This window comes from Pseudomonas sp. QC2 (assembly GCF_002859085.1).
Lineage (GTDB): Bacteria > Pseudomonadota > Gammaproteobacteria > Pseudomonadales > Pseudomonadaceae > Aquipseudomonas > Aquipseudomonas petroselini.
This window is the reverse complement of the sequence record NZ_PKKS01000026.1, coordinates 47,633-64,246: the sequence shown is the minus strand read 5'-3', so window position 1 is coordinate 64,246 and position 16,614 is coordinate 47,633. Positions and strand designations below refer to the sequence as shown.

Genomic DNA, 16,614 nt, shown 5'->3' with positions numbered 1-16,614 from the left:
CCATGGCACACGTAGCGCAAATCAAGATCCCCGCCACCTACATGCGTGGCGGTACCAGCAAGGGCGTATTTTTCAACCTCAAGGACTTGCCCGAGTCGGCGCAGGTGCCGGGGGCGGCGCGTGACGCCTTGCTGTTGCGGGTAATCGGCAGTCCAGACCCTTACGACAAACAGATCGACGGCATGGGCGGCGCCACATCGAGCACCAGCAAAACCGTGATCCTGGCGAAAAGCAGCCGCGCCGATCACGACGTTGACTACCTGTTTGGCCAGGTCTCCATCGACAAGCCGTTTATTGATTGGAGCGGCAACTGCGGCAACCTGTCGGCGGCGGTCGGCGCCTTCGCCATCAGCGCCGGGCTGCTCGACCCCGCCCGCGTACCCTACAACGGCGTAGCCGTGGTACGGGTGTGGCAGGCCAATATCGGTAAAACCATCATCGCCCACGTGCCGATCACCGACGGTGCGGTGCAGGAAACCGGCGACTTCGAGCTTGACGGCGTGACCTTCCCGGCCGCCGAGGTGCAGTTGGAGTTCATGGACCCAGCGGCGGAAGAAGAGGGCGGCGGCGGCTCGATGTTCCCCACCGGCAACTTGGTCGACGACCTGGAAGTGCCCGGTGTCGGCACCTTCAAGGCCACGTTGATCAACGCCGGTATCCCGACGATTTTCATCAACGCCGAAGACCTCGGCTACACCGGCACCGAGCTGCAAGGCGCGATCAACAGCGACCCCAAGGCCCTGGCGATGTTCGAAACCGTGCGGGCCTACGGCGCTTTGCGCATGGGCCTGATTAAGCACCTGGACGAAGCTGCCCAGCGCCAGCACACGCCGAAGGTGGCGTTTGTGGCCAAGCCGGCGGATTACGTGGCGTCCAGTGGCAAGGCGATCAAGGCCGGTGATGTGGACCTGCTGGTGCGTGCGCTGTCCATGGGCAAATTGCACCACGCGATGATGGGCACGGCGGCCGTGGCGATTGGCACGGCTGCTGCGATTTCCGGGACGTTGGTCAACTTGGCGGCGGGCGGTATTGAACGCAATGCGGTGCGCTTCGGGCATCCGTCCGGCACCTTGCGTGTCGGTGCTGAAGCCACTCAGGTGAACGGCGAATGGGTGGTGAAGAAAGCCATCATGAGCCGCAGCGCCCGAGTGCTGATGGAAGGCTTCGTCCGCGTCCCGGGCGACGCTTTCTAGCAACCCACACTGTCTCCAGTGTGGGAGGGGGCTTGCCCCCGATAGCGGTGTGTCAGTAGACACATATATCAACTGACCCACCGCCATCGGGGCAAGCCCCCTCCCACATTGGATCTCCATACCCCCAAGCAGGCGGCCAGATCTGCGATGGAGCGGTCAACCGTGATCCTGAGGACTAACCCAACCTTTTAGGAGTAACTGCCATGAGCGCCAACGTCGACCAGAACAACCGTCCCGACTATGACCAGGTCCTGCAGGACATCGCCGATTATGTCCTCAACTACCGGATCGACTCGCAGGACGCCTTGGACACCGCCCGCAACTGTCTGATGGATACGTTGGGCTGCGGCCTACTGGCCTTGCGTTTCCCGGAATGCACCAAGCACCTGGGGCCGATCGTCGAGGGCACGGTGGTGCCGTTTGGCGCGCGGGTGCCGGGCACGTCGTTCCGGTTGGACCCGGTCAAGGCCGCGTGGGACATCGGCTGCATCGTGCGTTGGCTCGACTACAACGACACCTGGCTCGCCGCCGAATGGGGTCATCCCTCGGATAACCTCGGTGGCATCCTCGCCGTGGCTGATCACCTGTCGCAAAAGCGCGTGGCTAACGGCGACGCACCGCTGACAGTACGCGCGGTACTGGAAGCAATGATCATGGCCCATGAAATCCAGGGGGTGATTGCCCTGGAAAACTCTTTTAACCGTGTCGGCCTCGACCACGTGCTGCTGGTAAAAGTCGCCTCTACGGCGGTGAGCGCGAAGCTGATGGGCGCCAACCGTGAGCAGTTGCTTGCGGCGTTGTCCCATGCGTTTGTCGATGGGCAGGCGTTGCGTACGTATCGGCATGCACCGAATGCCGGTTCGCGCAAATCCTGGGCGGCGGGGGATGCGTCGAGCCGGGGCGTGCGTTTGGCGGATATCGCGTTGCGCGGCGAGATGGGCATTCCCGGGGTATTGAGCGCGCCGCAGTGGGGGTTCTACGACGTGCTGTTCAGCCACACCAACAAGGACCTGGCACTCAAGCCGCAGGACAAGCGCGCGTTCAGCCTTTCCCAGCCCTACGGCACGTATGTGATGGAAAACGTGCTGTTCAAGATCAGCTTCCCCGCCGAATTCCACGCGCAAACCGCCTGCGAAGCGGCGGTGACCTTGCACCCGTTGGTGAAAGATCGCCTGCACGAAATCGAGCGTATCGTGATCACCACCCATGAGTCGGCAATTCGCATCATCTCCAAGGTGGGCCAACTGGCCAACGCCGCCGACCGCGACCATTGCCTGCAATACATGACCGCCGTGCCGTTGGCGTTCGGCAATTTGGTGGCGGAGCAGTACGAAGATGAATTCCATGCTGCCCACCCGATCATCGATGCGCTCCGCGACAAGATGGTCATCGTCGAAGACCCACGCTATAGCCGGGAATACTTGGAGGCCGACAAGCGCTCCATTGCCAACGCGGTGCAGGTGTTTTTCAACGACGGCAGCTGCACCGAGCAAGTGGCGGTGGAGTACCCGATCGGCCATCGCCGCCGTCGGGGCGATGGCATTCCGTTGCTGGAAGACAAGTTCAAGGCCAACCTGGCCACACGGTTTACCGCGCAGCGCAGCGCCGAGATTTTTGCGCTGTGCAAGGACCAGGCGACGCTTGAAGCCACAGCGGTCAATCGGTTTGTGGATTTGTTCGTGATCTAGCAGGCACCCCGTATTCATCTGTGTAAACCCAATGAATGTGGGAGGGGGCAAGCCCCCTCCCACAGTTGACCGTGTTCACTCGAATCGCAGAATCACCCGGCGATTGTGTTTGCTCTTCTTCTCGATCTTCTCGCAGAACACCCGGCCGATTTCCTCGGTATTGAGCACATGGGTGCCCCCGCAGGGCTGGATATCGATCCCGGCAATTTCAATGACCCTCACCGAGCCCTGGATTACCGGCGGCGCCACCGCCTGGGTGCGGGTGATCTGCAGCAGGGTGGAATATTCCGAGGCCGGCATCGACAGGGTTTTCACCGCGTGGGCCTGTTCGATCAGGGCGTTGAGGTCGCGGGTGATGCTGTCTTTGTCGAGGGTCATTTCCGGCAGGTCGAAATCCAGGCGGCCCTTGTCGGCACTGATGCTGCAACCGGTCACCGGGGCATCAATGATTGAGCACAGCAGGTGCAGGCAGGTGTGCATTTTCATGTGCTGGTAACGACGTTCCCAATCGAGGCCGGCGTCCACCTGCACCCCTGCGGTCAACTGCTCGGGCCAGTGCTCCACCTGGTGCCAGATAATCGAGCGCTGCACCGGGTCGCGCACTGTGCCGGTCACCTCAACGCGCGTACCGTCCGCCAATGTCAGGTGGCCGGTGTCTCCCGGCTGCCCGCCGCCGGTGGGATAGAACAGCGTGTGTTCCAGGGCAATGCCGTGTTCGCTGACGGCAATCACCCGGGCGCTGAACGCGTTCTGATAAGGCGCGCTGTCGAACAGCGCCAGGGTTTCCATGGTGTGCACGGACATGTTCAACCTCCGACGATCAATGGGCTGGCTTGCAGCAGGTGGCGCACCATTGCACTCAAGCCAGGGGGGGAGAGCAGGGTGATTTCAAATTCGGGGCCGCAGACCTTCAGGTTCAGCGGCAGGCGCGGCAAGTGGTTGCCCGACTCGACGCGGTGCAGGCGAAATTGCAGGTGATGACGCTCCTTCACCGTGGGCTCCAGCATCAGCCCCTGCAACGGATGAAAGTCGGCGTCCAGCACGGTGACCTTGTGGCTGGCGTTGATCTCGCCGACCACATGCAACCGCTCGTCCAGGGCGAATGCACCGAGGTAGTTGCTGTTGTCCGATTCATCGTTTTTTTGCAGCTGAATCTGGTTGACCACCTTGACCTTGGTGCCGGCGGGCACGTCTTGGGTGATCACGCAGGATGGGCTGATAAATACGTTGTCGCCGATCAATACATAACCCAGCACGCGTGCGCCGGCGCCGACCTCAACGTTATTGCCCAGGCGTGGATGGCGCTTGCCGTCGGGGTTGTTGGCGATGCCGCGGGCGCCCAGGGTCACGCCGCAGAGGATGTAACAATCGTTACCGATCTCGCAGGTTTCGCCGATCACAGTGCCGTAGCCGTGGTCGAGCACGAAGCGTCGCCCGATGCGCGCCGCCGGGTGAATTTCGGCGCCGGACAGGATCTTGCCCTGGTTGCTCAGCTTGAGCGCGATGCGCGAGAACACGCCATTGTGCTGGTCGGGGAAATTCCATACCACGTGTGCCAGGCGGTAATACAGCACCGCCTTGAACGAAGCGTAGGACTCCAGGATCAACTCGCCGCGCCCACGCGACGCCGGATCACGGTAGGCATAGGCGATCAGGTCTTCGGCCACCGCCTGGGCGGCATTCTGGATCAGCGGCGCGAGGTGCGGTTCCAGCTGTTTCATCTGTACGGGTGTGAGGGTCTTGATGAGGTGAGTCAGCAACTCATCGTGCAATTGTTGCATGTCGATAAAGCCGCCCATCGAGGCACCCCCGCATTCTGTGTGGTTGGAAAACCCGTTATTCAAAACTGGGCAGGTAGCTGTCGGCATTGTCGTAGACCATGGTCAACACCACCGTGTCGGGCGGTAGTTCGGGAGCGAGCTTGGCGATAGCCACCATGTTGGCGGCGGACGACAGACCCAGGCTGATGGCGTCGGTGCGCATGATGCGTTTCATCATATCGATGCAGTCCTGGCGCGAGACCTTGAGCATGCCGTCGATCACGTCCAGGTTGAGGATGCTCGGGATCAGGCCGATCGACAGGCCCTGGATATGATGCGGCGCGTGCTGGTTTTTCAGCAGGTCGCATTCTTCCGGTTCCACGCCCATGACGCGCAGGCCAGGCCAGGCGGCTTTCAGGGTTTCGCCGATGCCGGTGATATGCCCGCCGGTGCCGATGCCGCTGACAAAGTAGTCTGCGCGTCGCTCGCCGAAGGCGCGGAGGATTTCCGGTGCGGTGGTGTCGCGGTGGGTCTGCGGGTTGGCACCATTGCGCTGCTGGTTGAGCATCACGTAGCTGGGGTTTTCCAGCTGCAGCTCCATGCACTTTTCGCCGTGGGAATTGTTACCCAGACGACTGTCCGACAGCACCACCTTGGCTCCATATAAACGCAGCAGCTTCTGTTTCTCGGGGCTGTAGTTGTCGGGGATTACCAGCACCACTTTGTAGCCCAGCACATTGCCGGCCATCACCAGGCCGATACCGGTGTTGCCCCCGCTGGGCTCGATGATGGTTTGCCCGGAGTCACGGATCAGCACGCCCCGGCGCTCGGCGTCGAGGATCATGCCCAAGGCGATGCGCGCCTTGTGGCTGCCGCCGGGGTTGAGGGATTCGAGCTTGGCGTAGACCTCGATACCGAGGTCTTCGGAGAACTGCGCCAAACGCACGATCGGCGTTTGGCCGATCACCTCAAGAATGGAGTTATGCAACATCATTCAACCCTCGGTTCAATACAAAGGCATGTCGGGTTCGACGTCGCGAACCCAATGTTTCATGCCGCCCTGCAGGACTTTGGTGTTGGCGAAACCGGCGGCCAGCAAGGTGCTGGCGGCTTGCTCGGCGCGGCTGCCGGCGTAGCAGATCAGGTAGTGGGTGTTGTCACGGCTGAGGCTGTCGAGGTGGCCGTCCAGTTCGGCGAGGGGGATGTGCACCACCCCCGGCAACTTGCACACCTCCAATTCGCTGGCGTCGCGCACGTCCAGCAGCACGTCGGCGCTGCTGGGGTGTTCAAGCACTTGCTTGAGTACCCGGGGCTTGATGTAGCGCTCTTCGGCCAGGGACGGTTGATTGGGCACGGCATCCGCGCAGACAGCGGGCGCCAGGGTTTCACTGTGGCGCGCCTCGGAACAGCAGGGGCAATCGGCGCGGCGCTTGAAGCGGATCTCGCTGAACTTCATCGCCAGCGCGTCAAAGCGCATCAAGCGGCCCGACAAGGGTTCACCAATACCGATCAGCAGTTTGATGGCCTCGGTGGCCTGGATCATCCCGACCACGCCGGGTAATACCCCGATCACGCCACCGGCGCTGCAATTGGGTGCCAGTTCGGCGGGCGGCGGGCTGGGGAACAGGCAGCGATAGCAAGGCCCGCCTTGATAGTTGAGCACGCTGATCTGTCCGTCGAAGCGGTAGATGGCGCCGTACACCAAGGGTTTGCCCAGTTGCACGCAGGCATCGTTGACGAGGTAGCGGGTGTCGAAATTGTCGGTGCCGTCGATCACCAGGTCGTAGGCGCCTACCAATTCCAGGGCGTTGTCAGCGTTCAACGCGGTGTCGTGGGCATTGATCTGGATATGGCCGTTGAGGTCTTGCAGGCGTTGCTTGGCGGACTCGACCTTGGGCATGCCGAGTGTGCTGTTGCCGTGGACGATCTGGCGTTGCAGGTTGCTGCTTTCCACCACATCAAAGTCCACCAGCCCCAGGGTGCCGATGCCGGCGGCGGCCAGGTACAGGCTGATCGGTGAGCCGAGGCCGCCGGTGCCGATGATCAGCACCTTGGCTTTCTTGAGGTTCAGCTGACCTTCGCGACCGACGCCGGGCAAGGTGATATGGCGCACGTAGCGCTGTACTTCTTCATTGCTCAGTGCGTCGACATCCATGCCGCCAGAGGTCGCGAGCAGGACTTCGATTTTGGCTTTTTGCGGCAAGGGCTCGTCGGCATCAATCAGCGCTTCCTCGGCCGTAAACAGGAAGTGTTCCTTGAGCTGGTTGTTCTTCTCGTGGAACAGGTGCGAACGCAACTGTGGGTGGCTGCAGCAGAGGTTTTCAATGACTTCGCGCAATGTCGATCCGGTGCCCTCGAGGGTCGATTCCGGCAGCTTGGCCACGCGAACCAGAATGTCGGGGAAAGAGACAGCGTTCATGGACAACTCCGTGTGCAGGTCGTTGAAAGGTTGAAGGGCGAAATGCTTGCCATCCCAGGCAAACAGCTTGGAGCTCAGGGCCTGGCCCTGGCGAACGTCGACCACCAGGTAGCTCACGGGGTAGATCGGCTCGCCCAGGAACAGCGCCTTGTCCTGGTCTTCGTCACTGAAATAGGCACCGACGTCCGGGTGGGAGTGGTAGATCACCACCACTGGGTTGTCGCTGCGAAACGCTTTGTTCATCAGCAGGGTGTCGGCCACCGAGAACGTGTAGCCGTTGGCTGCGCTGCGCGGGTACATCTCGGGGTTCTTGCGGTGCAGTTCATTCTGGATATTGCTGCCCAGGTACACGCTGCCGTCGGCGAAGATGAAACCGCAGCATTCTTCGGGGTAACTGCGGCGGGCGTGGGCGTAGATCTGTTCCAGGGCGGTGGGGCGGAGGACGTCCATGTGGCTCTCGCGTTGCTGATGTTGATGGGGCAGGGAAGGGGTCATTTTTTCTTGGCCAGGAGTTTTTCAACCGGCAACTTGGTGATCGCAAAGCCGGCCAGCAGGATGGCCGAGTACAGCATCAGGTCCCGGGAAATCGACACGCCTTCGTACCAGGCGCCAATGATCACCGCGAACACTGGGAAAATGATGAACACGAATGACAGGATGATCGGGCTCAAGCGCTTGAGCAGCATGAAGTACACGATGAACCCGCCCACCGAGGCCACCAGGCCCAGGTAGAACAGGGCGCCCCAGGAGCGCAGGGTGATGGCGTCGAAGGTCGGCGCTTCAAACCACAGCCCGGCGACGAACAGCATCAGCCCGGCAATGCCGATGGGCAGGGTGTTGTAGGTGATCACGCTGATGGCGCTGCCTTTCTGCTTGGTAATGACGTAGCACAAGGCATGCATGATCGCGGCGGTCAGAATCGCCAGTACCCCGAAGAACTCGGCGTGGTCCAGGTGCAGGCCCTGGCTCTTGATGATCATGTAGAGGCTGCCGAAACCGATACCGATACCGACCACCTGGGAAAAGTAGATGCGCTCGCGCAGGAACAGTGCGGAGAAGATCAGGATGAACACCGGCATGCAACTAAACAGCAGCGCGGTAAGGCCGGACGAGACATGCATTTCGCCATAGTTGAGCAGGTAGTAGGGCACGCTGAAGTAGGACAGGGTTACGAACACGAAGAACCAGCGGCTTTCACGGGGAAACAGGATCGGCTCGCGGCGCACCATGGCAAAACACAGGAACAGCGGGAAAGCGATCAGGAAGCGCAGGCCGGCGGACGTCAGCGGCGGCACGCTCTCCACGGCAATCTTGATCCCCAGCCACGTCGTGCCCCAACTCAGGCAAACGATCAGGAACATCACGCTGGTGATCAGCCCGGCCAGCCACTGTTTTTGGGTTTTGGTCTTGGCGGTGTTTTCGAGAACGGCGGACATTGGCATCGTTTATTGCTTCCCTGAGCCGGAATTGAACTCTATATTGAGCTTGTAATGAGTTGTAAAAATCGGCGATTGAACCCGTAAAAGCACACTATTAGGGCGAAAGATGGCTGTCAAAACAAATATTGACATGGTGTCAATTATGCGTGAGGGGTTGTCCAACGGGCAGGGCGTGAAGTACAAGCGCTTGTCCGATGTCATGGAACGGGGCATCCTTGAAGGCTTGATTGAACCGGGAAGAAAACTGCCGCCCCATCGGGTGCTTTCCGACAACCTGGGTGTGACGATAGGCACCATCAGCCGGGCCTACGGCGAACTGGAACGCCTGGGGTTGGTTGTGGCGCGAGTCGGCGACGGCACGTTCGTGCGCAAGCGTGGGATGGAGCGCCAGCGCGATGAAGGTTTTCGCAACTTCAGCGAAGAGCCGCGCCAGTACTTCGACATGAGCCGCAACATGCACATCCCCGGGCAGGAGACGGTGTTCCTGGCCCAGAGCTTCCAAACCCTGTCGACCAACGCCAAGTTCCTCCAGGACATCAGTGCCTACACCCCGGACGCCGGCCTGCCGCGCTACCGTGAAGCGGGCGCGCAATGGCTGGTGCAGCGTGATTTTCATCCGATTCCCGAGCAAGTCATCTGCGTCAACGGCGGCCAGCACGGCCTGCTGTGCTCAATGATGGCGCTGTTGCGGGCGGGCGATACGGTAGTCACCGAACAGCTGACGTATCCCGGCCTCATTACGGCCGCGCGCATGCTGGGTATCCGCCTGATCGGCCTGGACATGGACGAGGAGGGCGTGCTGCCGAGCGCGCTGGACGAAGTCTGTCGTAATCACCGGATTTCAGCGCTGTACTGCACGCCGACGATCCAGAACCCGACCACGGCGGTGCTCTCGGTCGCGCGTCGCGAAGCGCTGGTCAAAGTGTGTCGGGAGCACAACCTGCTGATTCTTGAGGATGAAGCCCACGGTGTGTTGGTCGAAGACCGGCCGCCGCCACTCAGCTATTTCGCCCCTGAGCGTACGATTCTGATCAGCAGCCTGAGCAAAGCGGTGTCCGCCGGGCTGCGCGTGGGCTATGTGCATGCGCCGCCGGCATTGGTCAGCCGTATTTCGGCAGCCCTGCGTTCGACCTGCTGGATGGCCACGCCCGTGACCCTTGAGCTGGCCACCCAGTGGATCGAAAACGGCACGGCGGAATACCTGCTGCGCCAGCAGATCAACGAAATCAGCCGACGTAAAGCCCTGGTCCGCGACCTGCTGACCGGGCTGGAATACCGCACCCATCTCAACAGCCCGCATTTCTGGATTGAGGTGCCGGAGCCGTGGCGTGCGTCGGAAATCGAGGCGGAGCTCAAGCAGAATAATTACCTGATCGCTACCGCTGAAGCCTTTGCGGTGGGGCAGACGGCGGTGCCGCAGTTCATTCGGGCGAGTATCTGTAATACGTCGGGGGATGATCAGTTGTTACGGGCGGGGTTTGATGCGCTGGCTACAGCATTGGGGCAGGGAGGCGGGCGCTTCCACCTGTAACGGCGGGCTCGCATTATTGTGGTGAGCTGGCTTGCCCAGCGCGGGGCAAGCTCGCTCACTACAAAAGCGGCAGGCGGTAATGACTATTTGAAGCGCCGCTCCACGCCTTTCTCCACCAGAATCTTCGCCGAAATCTCCTCCACCGAAAAATGCGTGGAATTGATGTGCGCAATATTCTCGCGACGGAACAGATTTTCTACTTCGCGCACTTCGAACTCACACTGCGCATAGCTGGAATAGCGACTGTTGGGCTTGCGCTCATTGCGGATCGCCGTGAGGCGATCCGGGTCGATGGTCAGGCCGAACAGCTTGTGCGAGTGCGCGCGCAGGGCGGCCGGCAGCGTCAGGTGCTCCATGTCGTCCTCGGTCAGCGGGTAATTGGCTGCGCGAATACCAAATTGCATGGCCATGTATAGACAGGTGGGCGTTTTGCCGCAGCGCGACACGCCGACCAGGATCAGGTCGGCCTTGTCGTAGTAATGGGTGCGGGCGCCGTCGTCGTTGTCGAGGGCAAAGTTCACCGCCTCGATACGCTCCATATAATTGGAGTTATGCCCAATGGAATGGGACTTTCCGACCGAATAGGAGGAGTGTTCACTCAACTCCTGCTCCAGCGGCGCCAGGAAGGTCGAGAAAATGTCGATCATGAAACCATTCGACGTTGCGAGAATCTCACGGATGTCTTGATTGACGATGGTGTCGAAAATGATCGGCCGGAAACCGTCTTTTTCAGCCGCCAGATTGATTTGTTGTACCATGGCCCGCGCTTTATCCACGCTGTCGATGTACGGGCGCGTGAATTTGGCGAAGGTAATGTTTTCGAACTGCGCGAGCAGGCTCTGGCCCAATGTTTCGGCTGTGATGCCGGTGCCGTCGGAGATAAAGAAAGCAGATCGTTTCATTTGAGCCCTGGGCCTTAAGCTGATGGCGAATCTTGGATATGATAGGCGCGATTTTGCCGTCCCGCGGTGGGCCGCATTCTCACTTATTTTCCAGGTCCAGGCCACAAGCGCTGGCGAACGCTCCTACTGAGCAGCCGGCGTCCTGAGCTTTTCCAACACAGAAAGTGGAGAGATCACCTTGGTAGAGTACGTAGTTTCCCTCGATAAGCTCGGCGTCCATGATGTAGAGCACGTGGGGGGCAAGAACGCATCCCTCGGCGAGATGATCAGTAATCTTGCAGGCGCAGGTGTATCGGTGCCCGGTGGTTTCGCCACCACGGCCCAGGCTTACCGCGATTTCCTCGAACTGAGCGGCCTCAATGCTCAGATCCACGCCGCGCTGGACGCTCTGGACGTCGATGACGTCAATGCCCTCGCCAAGACCGGTGCCCAGATCCGCCAATGGATCATGGACGCCGAGTTCCCCGAGAAGCTCAACGAAGAAATCCGCACCGCCTTCGCCACCCTGTCGGCCGGCAACCCGGACATGGCTGTTGCCGTGCGCTCCTCGGCCACCGCCGAAGACTTGCCGGACGCCTCCTTCGCCGGCCAGCAAGAGACCTTCCTGAACATCCGCGGCGTCGAAAACGTGATTCGCGCAGCCAAGGAAGTCTTCGCCTCGCTGTTTAACGATCGCGCGATTTCCTACCGTGTGCACCAGGGTTTCGACCATAAGCTGGTGGCTTTGTCTGCCGGTGTACAGCGCATGGTGCGTTCGGAAACCGGCACTGCCGGCGTCATGTTCACCCTCGATACCGAATCGGGCTTCCGTGACGTGGTGTTTATCACCGGCGCCTACGGCCTGGGCGAAACCGTCGTACAAGGCGCGGTCAACCCGGACGAATTCTACGTACACAAACATACCCTTGAGGCCGGTCGCCCGGCCATCTTGCGCCGCAACCTGGGCAGCAAGGCCATCAAGATGATCTACGGTGACGAGGCCAAAGCCGGTCGCTCGGTTAAAACCGTTGAGGTGGACAAGGCCGAACGCGCCCGTTTCTGCCTGAGCGACGCGGAAGTCAGCGAGTTGGCCAAGCAAGCGATGATCATCGAAAAGCACTACAAGTGCCCGATGGACATCGAATGGGCCAAGGACGGTGACGACGGCAAGCTGTACATCGTGCAGGCCCGTCCGGAAACCGTGAAGAGCCGTACTTCGGCCAACGTCATGGAACGCTACCTGTTGAAAGAGACCGGCACCGTGCTGGTGGAAGGTCGTGCCATCGGCCAGCGCATCGGCGCGGGCAAGGTGCGGATCATCAAGGACGTGTCCGAAATGGACAAAGTCCAGCCAGGTGACGTTCTGGTCTCCGACATGACCGACCCGGATTGGGAGCCGGTGATGAAACGCGCCAGCGCCATCGTCACCAACCGTGGCGGGCGTACCTGCCACGCGGCGATCATCGCCCGTGAGCTGGGGATTCCGGCCGTAGTGGGTTGCGGCAACGCCACCCAACTGCTCAAGGATGGCCAGGGCGTGACCGTGTCCTGCGCCGAAGGCGACACCGGCTTCATCTTCGAAGGCGAGTTGGGCTTCGACATCAAGCAAAACTCCATCGACGCCATGCCGGACCTGCCGTTCAAGATCATGATGAACGTCGGCAACCCGGACCGCGCCTTTGACTTCGCGCAGTTGCCGAACGCCGGTGTGGGCCTGGCCCGCCTGGAGTTCATCATCAACCGCATGATCGGCGTGCACCCCAAGGCCCTGTTGAACTACGACGGCCTGCCGCTGGATATCAAGGAAAGCGTCGACAAGCGCATCGCCGGCTACAACGACCCGGTCGGCTTCTATGTCGAGAAGCTGGTGGAAGGCATCAGCACCTTGGCGGCGGCGTTCTACCCGAAAAAAGTCATCGTGCGCCTGTCGGACTTCAAGTCCAACGAATACGCGAACTTGATCGGCGGCAAGCTCTACGAGCCGGAAGAAGAAAACCCGATGCTGGGCTTCCGTGGCGCCTCGCGTTACATCAGCGAAGCGTTCCGTGATTGCTTCGAACTCGAATGCCGCGCCCTCAAGCGCGTGCGCAACGAGATGGGCCTGACCAACGTCGAGATCATGGTGCCGTTCGTGCGCACTCTGGGCGAGGCGAGCCAGGTGGTCGACCTGCTGGCTGAAAACGGTCTGTCGCGTGGTGAAAACGGTCTGCGCGTGATCATGATGTGCGAACTGCCGTCCAACGCCATCCTGGCCGAAGAGTTCCTGGAATTCTTCGACGGTTTCTCCATCGGTTCCAACGACCTGACCCAGCTGACCCTGGGCCTGGACCGCGACTCCGGGATCATCGCGCACCTGTTCGATGAGCGTAACCCTGCGGTCAAGAAGCTGCTGGCCAATGCCATCCAGGCGTGTAACAAGGCCGGCAAGTACATCGGTATCTGTGGACAAGGCCCTTCCGACCACCCTGACCTGGCCAAATGGCTGATGGAGCAGGGCATCGAAAGCGTCTCGCTGAACCCCGATTCCGTGCTGGAAACCTGGTTCTTCCTGGCGGAAGGCCAAGCGTCCGTCTAAGGTCGTTACGTCAAAAGTGCCGGTCACCTCTCGAGGGTGACCGGCATTCTTATCTGTGCAGGGCGGAATTCCTTCCGGACGCCGCCCTTTTTTGTGCAAGAGCATTATGCAAAGCAGCAGCAACCTGTTTCCCGTCGCCCTGATCAGCGCTGAACGTCGTGGCGACCTGAGTGAAGATGTGTACCGCCTCAAACCCGGTAACAGCCCCGACGGTACCGTCGAGCTGGCCGTTACTCGTTTGGGCTTGGCCGATGTCCCGGAAAACCGGGGCATCCCGGTTATTTTGTTGCATGGCAGTTTTTCCAACCGGCGCTTCTGGTACTCACCCAAGGGCATTGGCCTGGGGGCTTACCTGGCACGCCAGGGGTTTGATGTGTGGATCCCGGAAATGCGCGGCCATGGTTTGTCCAAGCGCAATCATGACTACGCCCGCAATCGCGTCGCTGACTATGCACGCTATGACTTGCCGGCGATTGGCGCGTTTGTGCGTGAGCAAAGTGCGCAGATTCCCCACTGGATCGGCCACTCCCTGGGCGGCACAAGCCTGGCTGCAGCGCTGGGTGGGCAACACCTTGGCGCCCCGGCAGTGGCTTCGGTGGCCTTGTTTGGTTGCCAGGTCAGCCGCACCCACTGGCCGTTGAAATTGCCACCGGTGGAGTGGACTGGCCGCTTGCTGCTGAAACGCTTCGGCGAACTGTCCGGCTCACGGTTCAAGCGTGGCCCGGAGGACGAGCCCGCGGGCGTGTTGATCGAAGCCATGCGTTGGAATGGTCTGTTCGGCCGCTTTGGCGAGGGTAAAAACGACTGGTGGAAAGGCTTGGCAAGTGTCGATGTGCCGTTGTTGGCGGTCAGCGCCGCCGGCGACCATCAGGACCCTGACTGGGCGTGTCGCAAACTGTTCGAGCAAGTCGGATCCGAGCACCGTCAATACCTGTGCCTGGGCCGCCAGCAAGGGTTTACCGAGGATTTCGGGCACGTGGAAATGCTGGTCAGCAAAGCCGCACAGGTTCAAGTGTGGCCATTGGTGGAGCAATGGTTGAAAGATCCGCTCACACCCTTGTTCGGTGTGCAGGCCGAGGTGCTGGCCACGGTTTGAGGCAACGCTCTGCCAAGGGCGTTTCACTCGTGTGTGGTTGCGGCTAAGATATGACGCGTTAAACGCTTCTGGTCATATTCAGTCGCGCAGTGGCTATTGCGTTGCGGCGATGCGGATGGGATGTTTCGCCCCTGCTTGGGCTGGCGCTTCTTTCGAAAGACACCTCTTTGACAGAAAGGAATTTTTCAATGAACCATTACGTGACCCCTGACTTGTGCGACGCCTACCCGGACCTGGTGCAGGTGCTTGAGCCGATGTTCAGCAATTTCGGCGGCCGAGATTCCTTTGGTGGTGAAATTGTCACCCTCAAATGCTTCGAAGATAACTCCTTGGTCAAGGAACAGGCCGACCAGCCTGGCGCCGGCAAGGTGCTGGTGGTCGATGGGGGTGGTTCCCTGCGCCGCGCGCTGCTGGGCGACATGATCGCCGAGAAAGCCGCGAAAAATGGCTGGGAAGGCCTGGTGATCTACGGCTGCATCCGTGACGTCGATGTGATCGCCCAGACCGACCTGGGAGTGCAGGCCTTGGCGAGTCACCCGATGAAGACCGACAAACGCGGCATCGGTGACTTGAACGTGGTGGTCACGTTTGCGGGTGTGACGTTCCGTCCGGGTGAGTACATCTACGCCGACAACAACGGCGTGATCGTGTCGCCCAGCCCGCTGAAAATGCCTGAATAAACCGCAATAACCGACGGGGTGAGGATGTTCGAGGAAGAAAACGCGCAATGGGGGCTGGTGCATGCCCTGGTGCTGGACGGTAAAGGCGGTGCGCGTTCGATTGCCCGGACAGAGCTCGACGACTTGCAACTGCAACCTCAGGAAAGCCTGTGGTTGCATTGGGATCGCAGCCATCCGCAGACCCAGACCTGGCTGCGTAAATCCAGTGGGTTGAGCGAGTTCGCCTGTGACCTGTTGCTGGAGGAGAACACCCGTCCGCGTCTGTTGCCGTTGCCGGACGCGGAACTGCTGTTGTTTCTGCGTGGGGTCAACCTCAACCCAGGGGCTGAGCCGGAAGACATGGTGTCGGTGCGTATCTTCGCCGCAGCCAGTCGTGTGATTTCCCTGCGTTTGCGCCCGTTGCGCGCCACTGACGAGCTGCTGGTGCAGTTGGCGGACGGCAAGGGCCCGAAAACGGCCTCGGAACTTATCCTTTATATGGCGCAGTACCTGACCAATAAAGTGCAGGATCTGGTCACGGACTTGTCTGAAGTCGTCGATGCCGAGGAAGAAAAACTCGATACCGACGAACGGTATACGCCGGAACATGGCAGCGTTTTGCAGATCCGTCGACGCGCCGCTGGGCTGAAGCGATTCCTCGCACCGCAGCGGGATATTTTTGCCCAGCTCACGCGGATCAAATTGCCGTGGTTTTGTGACGACGATGCCGACTATTGGAACGAATTGAACAACAGCCTGACCCGCTACCTGGAAGAGCTCGAATTGACCCGGGAGCGCGTGGGGCTTGTGCTTGAGGCCGAAGACCGGCGCTTGAGCGTACGCATGAACCGCACCATGTACCGGTTCGGGATCATCACCGGGATCTTCCTGCCGATGAGTTTTCTCACCGGGCTGCTGGGTATAAATGTGGGCGGGATTCCGTTCTCTGCCAGCCCCTATGGATTCATGATTGCGTGCCTGTTGATGGTCTCGGTCGCGCTTGGACAATGGTGGCTTTTTCGACGGTTGCGCTGGGTTTGAGCTGAATATGACCTGAACGTATGAAGGGTCCTATGTGACCTCAAGAATTTTACCCTCGTCTTTTAAATCACTTGCGAGAGGTCTTTATGCACGATCCGTTCGAACAGTCTTTGCGTGACATGCTCAATGCCTCGCCGTCCAACCGGGACGACGATGCCTGCCTGGGCCGCGTGTTGAAAACCGCCAACCGTCAGGTGGGTGCGGGTGACCTGTTCGGTCTGCTCGGCCGCTGGATGCCGGCGCTGATGATGGCGCTGAACAATGGTTCGGCCCACGTATCGCCTGTTTCCCGTCGTAAACCTCTTGCTCGCACTGCTGATAAGGCTGATTGA

14 protein-coding genes are annotated in these 16,614 nt (G+C 60.4%); 8 read left to right on the top strand and 6 right to left on the bottom strand.

The genetic code is table 11. The features are described from left to right. The first annotated feature begins 2 nt into the window (after positions 1 to 2). Positions 3 to 1,193, top strand: coding sequence for a 2-methylaconitate cis-trans isomerase PrpF (gene prpF / locus QCBJ_RS28480; protein ID WP_102062056.1), 1,191 nt, complete (start codon positions 3 to 5; stop codon positions 1,191 to 1,193). A 203-nt stretch (positions 1,194 to 1,396) separates the two neighbouring features. Next, complete coding sequence (gene prpD, locus QCBJ_RS28475) at positions 1,397 to 2,881, top strand: 2-methylcitrate dehydratase (protein ID WP_102062055.1); 1,485 nt, start codon at positions 1,397 to 1,399, stop codon at positions 2,879 to 2,881. 75 nt (positions 2,882 to 2,956) lie between these two features. On the opposite strand, the gene QCBJ_RS28470 is transcribed toward prpD, so the two are convergent. Genes QCBJ_RS28470 through QCBJ_RS28450 form a run of 5 tightly spaced genes read right to left on the bottom strand, consistent with a single transcriptional unit; the run spans position 2,957 to position 8,445 of the window. Further along, positions 2,957 to 3,685, bottom strand: coding sequence for an alanyl-tRNA editing protein (locus QCBJ_RS28470; RefSeq protein ID WP_015885357.1), 729 nt, complete (start codon positions 3,683 to 3,685; stop codon positions 2,957 to 2,959). A gap of 2 nt (positions 3,686 to 3,687) precedes the next feature. After that, on the bottom strand, positions 3,688 to 4,680 hold the full coding sequence (locus tag QCBJ_RS28465; protein WP_015885356.1) for a serine O-acetyltransferase: 993 nt from the start codon (positions 4,678 to 4,680) through the stop codon (positions 3,688 to 3,690). A gap of 37 nt (positions 4,681 to 4,717) precedes the next feature. Beyond that, entirely contained in the window at positions 4,718 to 5,632 is a 915-nt protein-coding gene (locus QCBJ_RS28460) for a PLP-dependent cysteine synthase family protein (RefSeq protein ID WP_043206318.1), read from the bottom strand. Positions 5,633 to 5,647: 15 nt separating this feature from the next. Beyond that, entirely contained in the window at positions 5,648 to 7,510 is a 1,863-nt protein-coding gene (gene moeB, locus QCBJ_RS28455) for a molybdopterin-synthase adenylyltransferase MoeB (protein WP_102062081.1), read from the bottom strand. Positions 7,511 to 7,551: 41 nt separating this feature from the next. Then, positions 7,552 to 8,445 (bottom strand): DMT family transporter, encoded by an 894-nt coding sequence (locus tag QCBJ_RS28450; protein ID WP_162471081.1) that lies wholly within the window; start codon positions 8,443 to 8,445, stop codon positions 7,552 to 7,554. Between the two features lie 160 nt (positions 8,446 to 8,605). Here QCBJ_RS28450 and QCBJ_RS28445 point away from each other — a divergent pair, with 160 nt between their 5' ends. Then, entirely contained in the window at positions 8,606 to 10,030 is a 1,425-nt protein-coding gene (locus QCBJ_RS28445) for a PLP-dependent aminotransferase family protein (RefSeq protein ID WP_046036409.1), read from the top strand. Positions 10,031 to 10,113: 83 nt separating this feature from the next. Here the strand turns inward: QCBJ_RS28445 and QCBJ_RS28440 are convergent, their stop codons facing one another. Next, positions 10,114 to 10,932 (bottom strand): pyruvate, water dikinase regulatory protein, encoded by an 819-nt coding sequence (locus QCBJ_RS28440; RefSeq protein ID WP_003193298.1) that lies wholly within the window; start codon positions 10,930 to 10,932, stop codon positions 10,114 to 10,116. Between the two features lie 178 nt (positions 10,933 to 11,110). Between QCBJ_RS28440 and ppsA the strand changes: the two genes are divergently transcribed. From ppsA to QCBJ_RS28415, 5 genes are all read left to right on the top strand, one after another. Continuing rightward, positions 11,111 to 13,486, top strand: a complete 2,376-nt coding sequence (gene ppsA / locus QCBJ_RS28435; RefSeq protein ID WP_015885351.1) for a phosphoenolpyruvate synthase — start codon at positions 11,111 to 11,113, stop codon at positions 13,484 to 13,486. Positions 13,487 to 13,592: 106 nt separating this feature from the next. Then, a complete protein-coding gene (locus tag QCBJ_RS28430; protein WP_015885350.1) occupies positions 13,593 to 14,582 on the top strand; it encodes an alpha/beta fold hydrolase in 990 nt (329 codons plus the stop codon). A gap of 188 nt (positions 14,583 to 14,770) precedes the next feature. Next, positions 14,771 to 15,262: a ribonuclease E activity regulator RraA gene (rraA, locus tag QCBJ_RS28425; protein ID WP_015885349.1), complete on the top strand. Its 492-nt coding sequence runs from the start codon at positions 14,771 to 14,773 to the stop codon at positions 15,260 to 15,262. A 24-nt stretch (positions 15,263 to 15,286) separates the two neighbouring features. Then, positions 15,287 to 16,282 (top strand): zinc transporter ZntB, encoded by a 996-nt coding sequence (locus QCBJ_RS28420; RefSeq protein WP_015885348.1) that lies wholly within the window; start codon positions 15,287 to 15,289, stop codon positions 16,280 to 16,282. Positions 16,283 to 16,368: 86 nt separating this feature from the next. Beyond that, positions 16,369 to 16,614, top strand: coding sequence for a hypothetical protein (locus QCBJ_RS28415; protein ID WP_015885347.1), 246 nt, complete (start codon positions 16,369 to 16,371; stop codon positions 16,612 to 16,614).

What these genes read in the sequence shown, in the direction of transcription:
- rraA (WP_015885349.1), top strand. Translation starts at nt 14,771, where the DNA reads ATGAACCATTACGTGACCCCTGACTTGTGCGACGCCTACCCGGACCTG.
- QCBJ_RS28440 (WP_003193298.1), bottom strand. Translation starts at nt 10,932, where the DNA reads ATGAAACGATCTGCTTTCTTTATCTCCGACGGCACCGGCATCACAGCC.
- QCBJ_RS28415 (WP_015885347.1), top strand. Translation starts at nt 16,369, where the DNA reads ATGCACGATCCGTTCGAACAGTCTTTGCGTGACATGCTCAATGCCTCG.
- prpF (WP_102062056.1), top strand. Translation starts at nt 3, where the DNA reads ATGGCACACGTAGCGCAAATCAAGATCCCCGCCACCTACATGCGTGGC.
- QCBJ_RS28460 (WP_043206318.1), bottom strand. Translation starts at nt 5,632, where the DNA reads ATGTTGCATAACTCCATTCTTGAGGTGATCGGCCAAACGCCGATCGTG.
- QCBJ_RS28420 (WP_015885348.1), top strand. Translation starts at nt 15,287, where the DNA reads ATGTTCGAGGAAGAAAACGCGCAATGGGGGCTGGTGCATGCCCTGGTG.
- QCBJ_RS28470 (WP_015885357.1), bottom strand. Translation starts at nt 3,685, where the DNA reads ATGTCCGTGCACACCATGGAAACCCTGGCGCTGTTCGACAGCGCGCCT.
- moeB (WP_102062081.1), bottom strand. Translation starts at nt 7,510, where the DNA reads ATGGACGTCCTCCGCCCCACCGCCCTGGAACAGATCTACGCCCACGCC.
- QCBJ_RS28465 (WP_015885356.1), bottom strand. Translation starts at nt 4,680, where the DNA reads ATGGGCGGCTTTATCGACATGCAACAATTGCACGATGAGTTGCTGACT.
- QCBJ_RS28430 (WP_015885350.1), top strand. Translation starts at nt 13,593, where the DNA reads ATGCAAAGCAGCAGCAACCTGTTTCCCGTCGCCCTGATCAGCGCTGAA.
- prpD (WP_102062055.1), top strand. Translation starts at nt 1,397, where the DNA reads ATGAGCGCCAACGTCGACCAGAACAACCGTCCCGACTATGACCAGGTC.
- QCBJ_RS28445 (WP_046036409.1), top strand. Translation starts at nt 8,606, where the DNA reads ATGGCTGTCAAAACAAATATTGACATGGTGTCAATTATGCGTGAGGGG.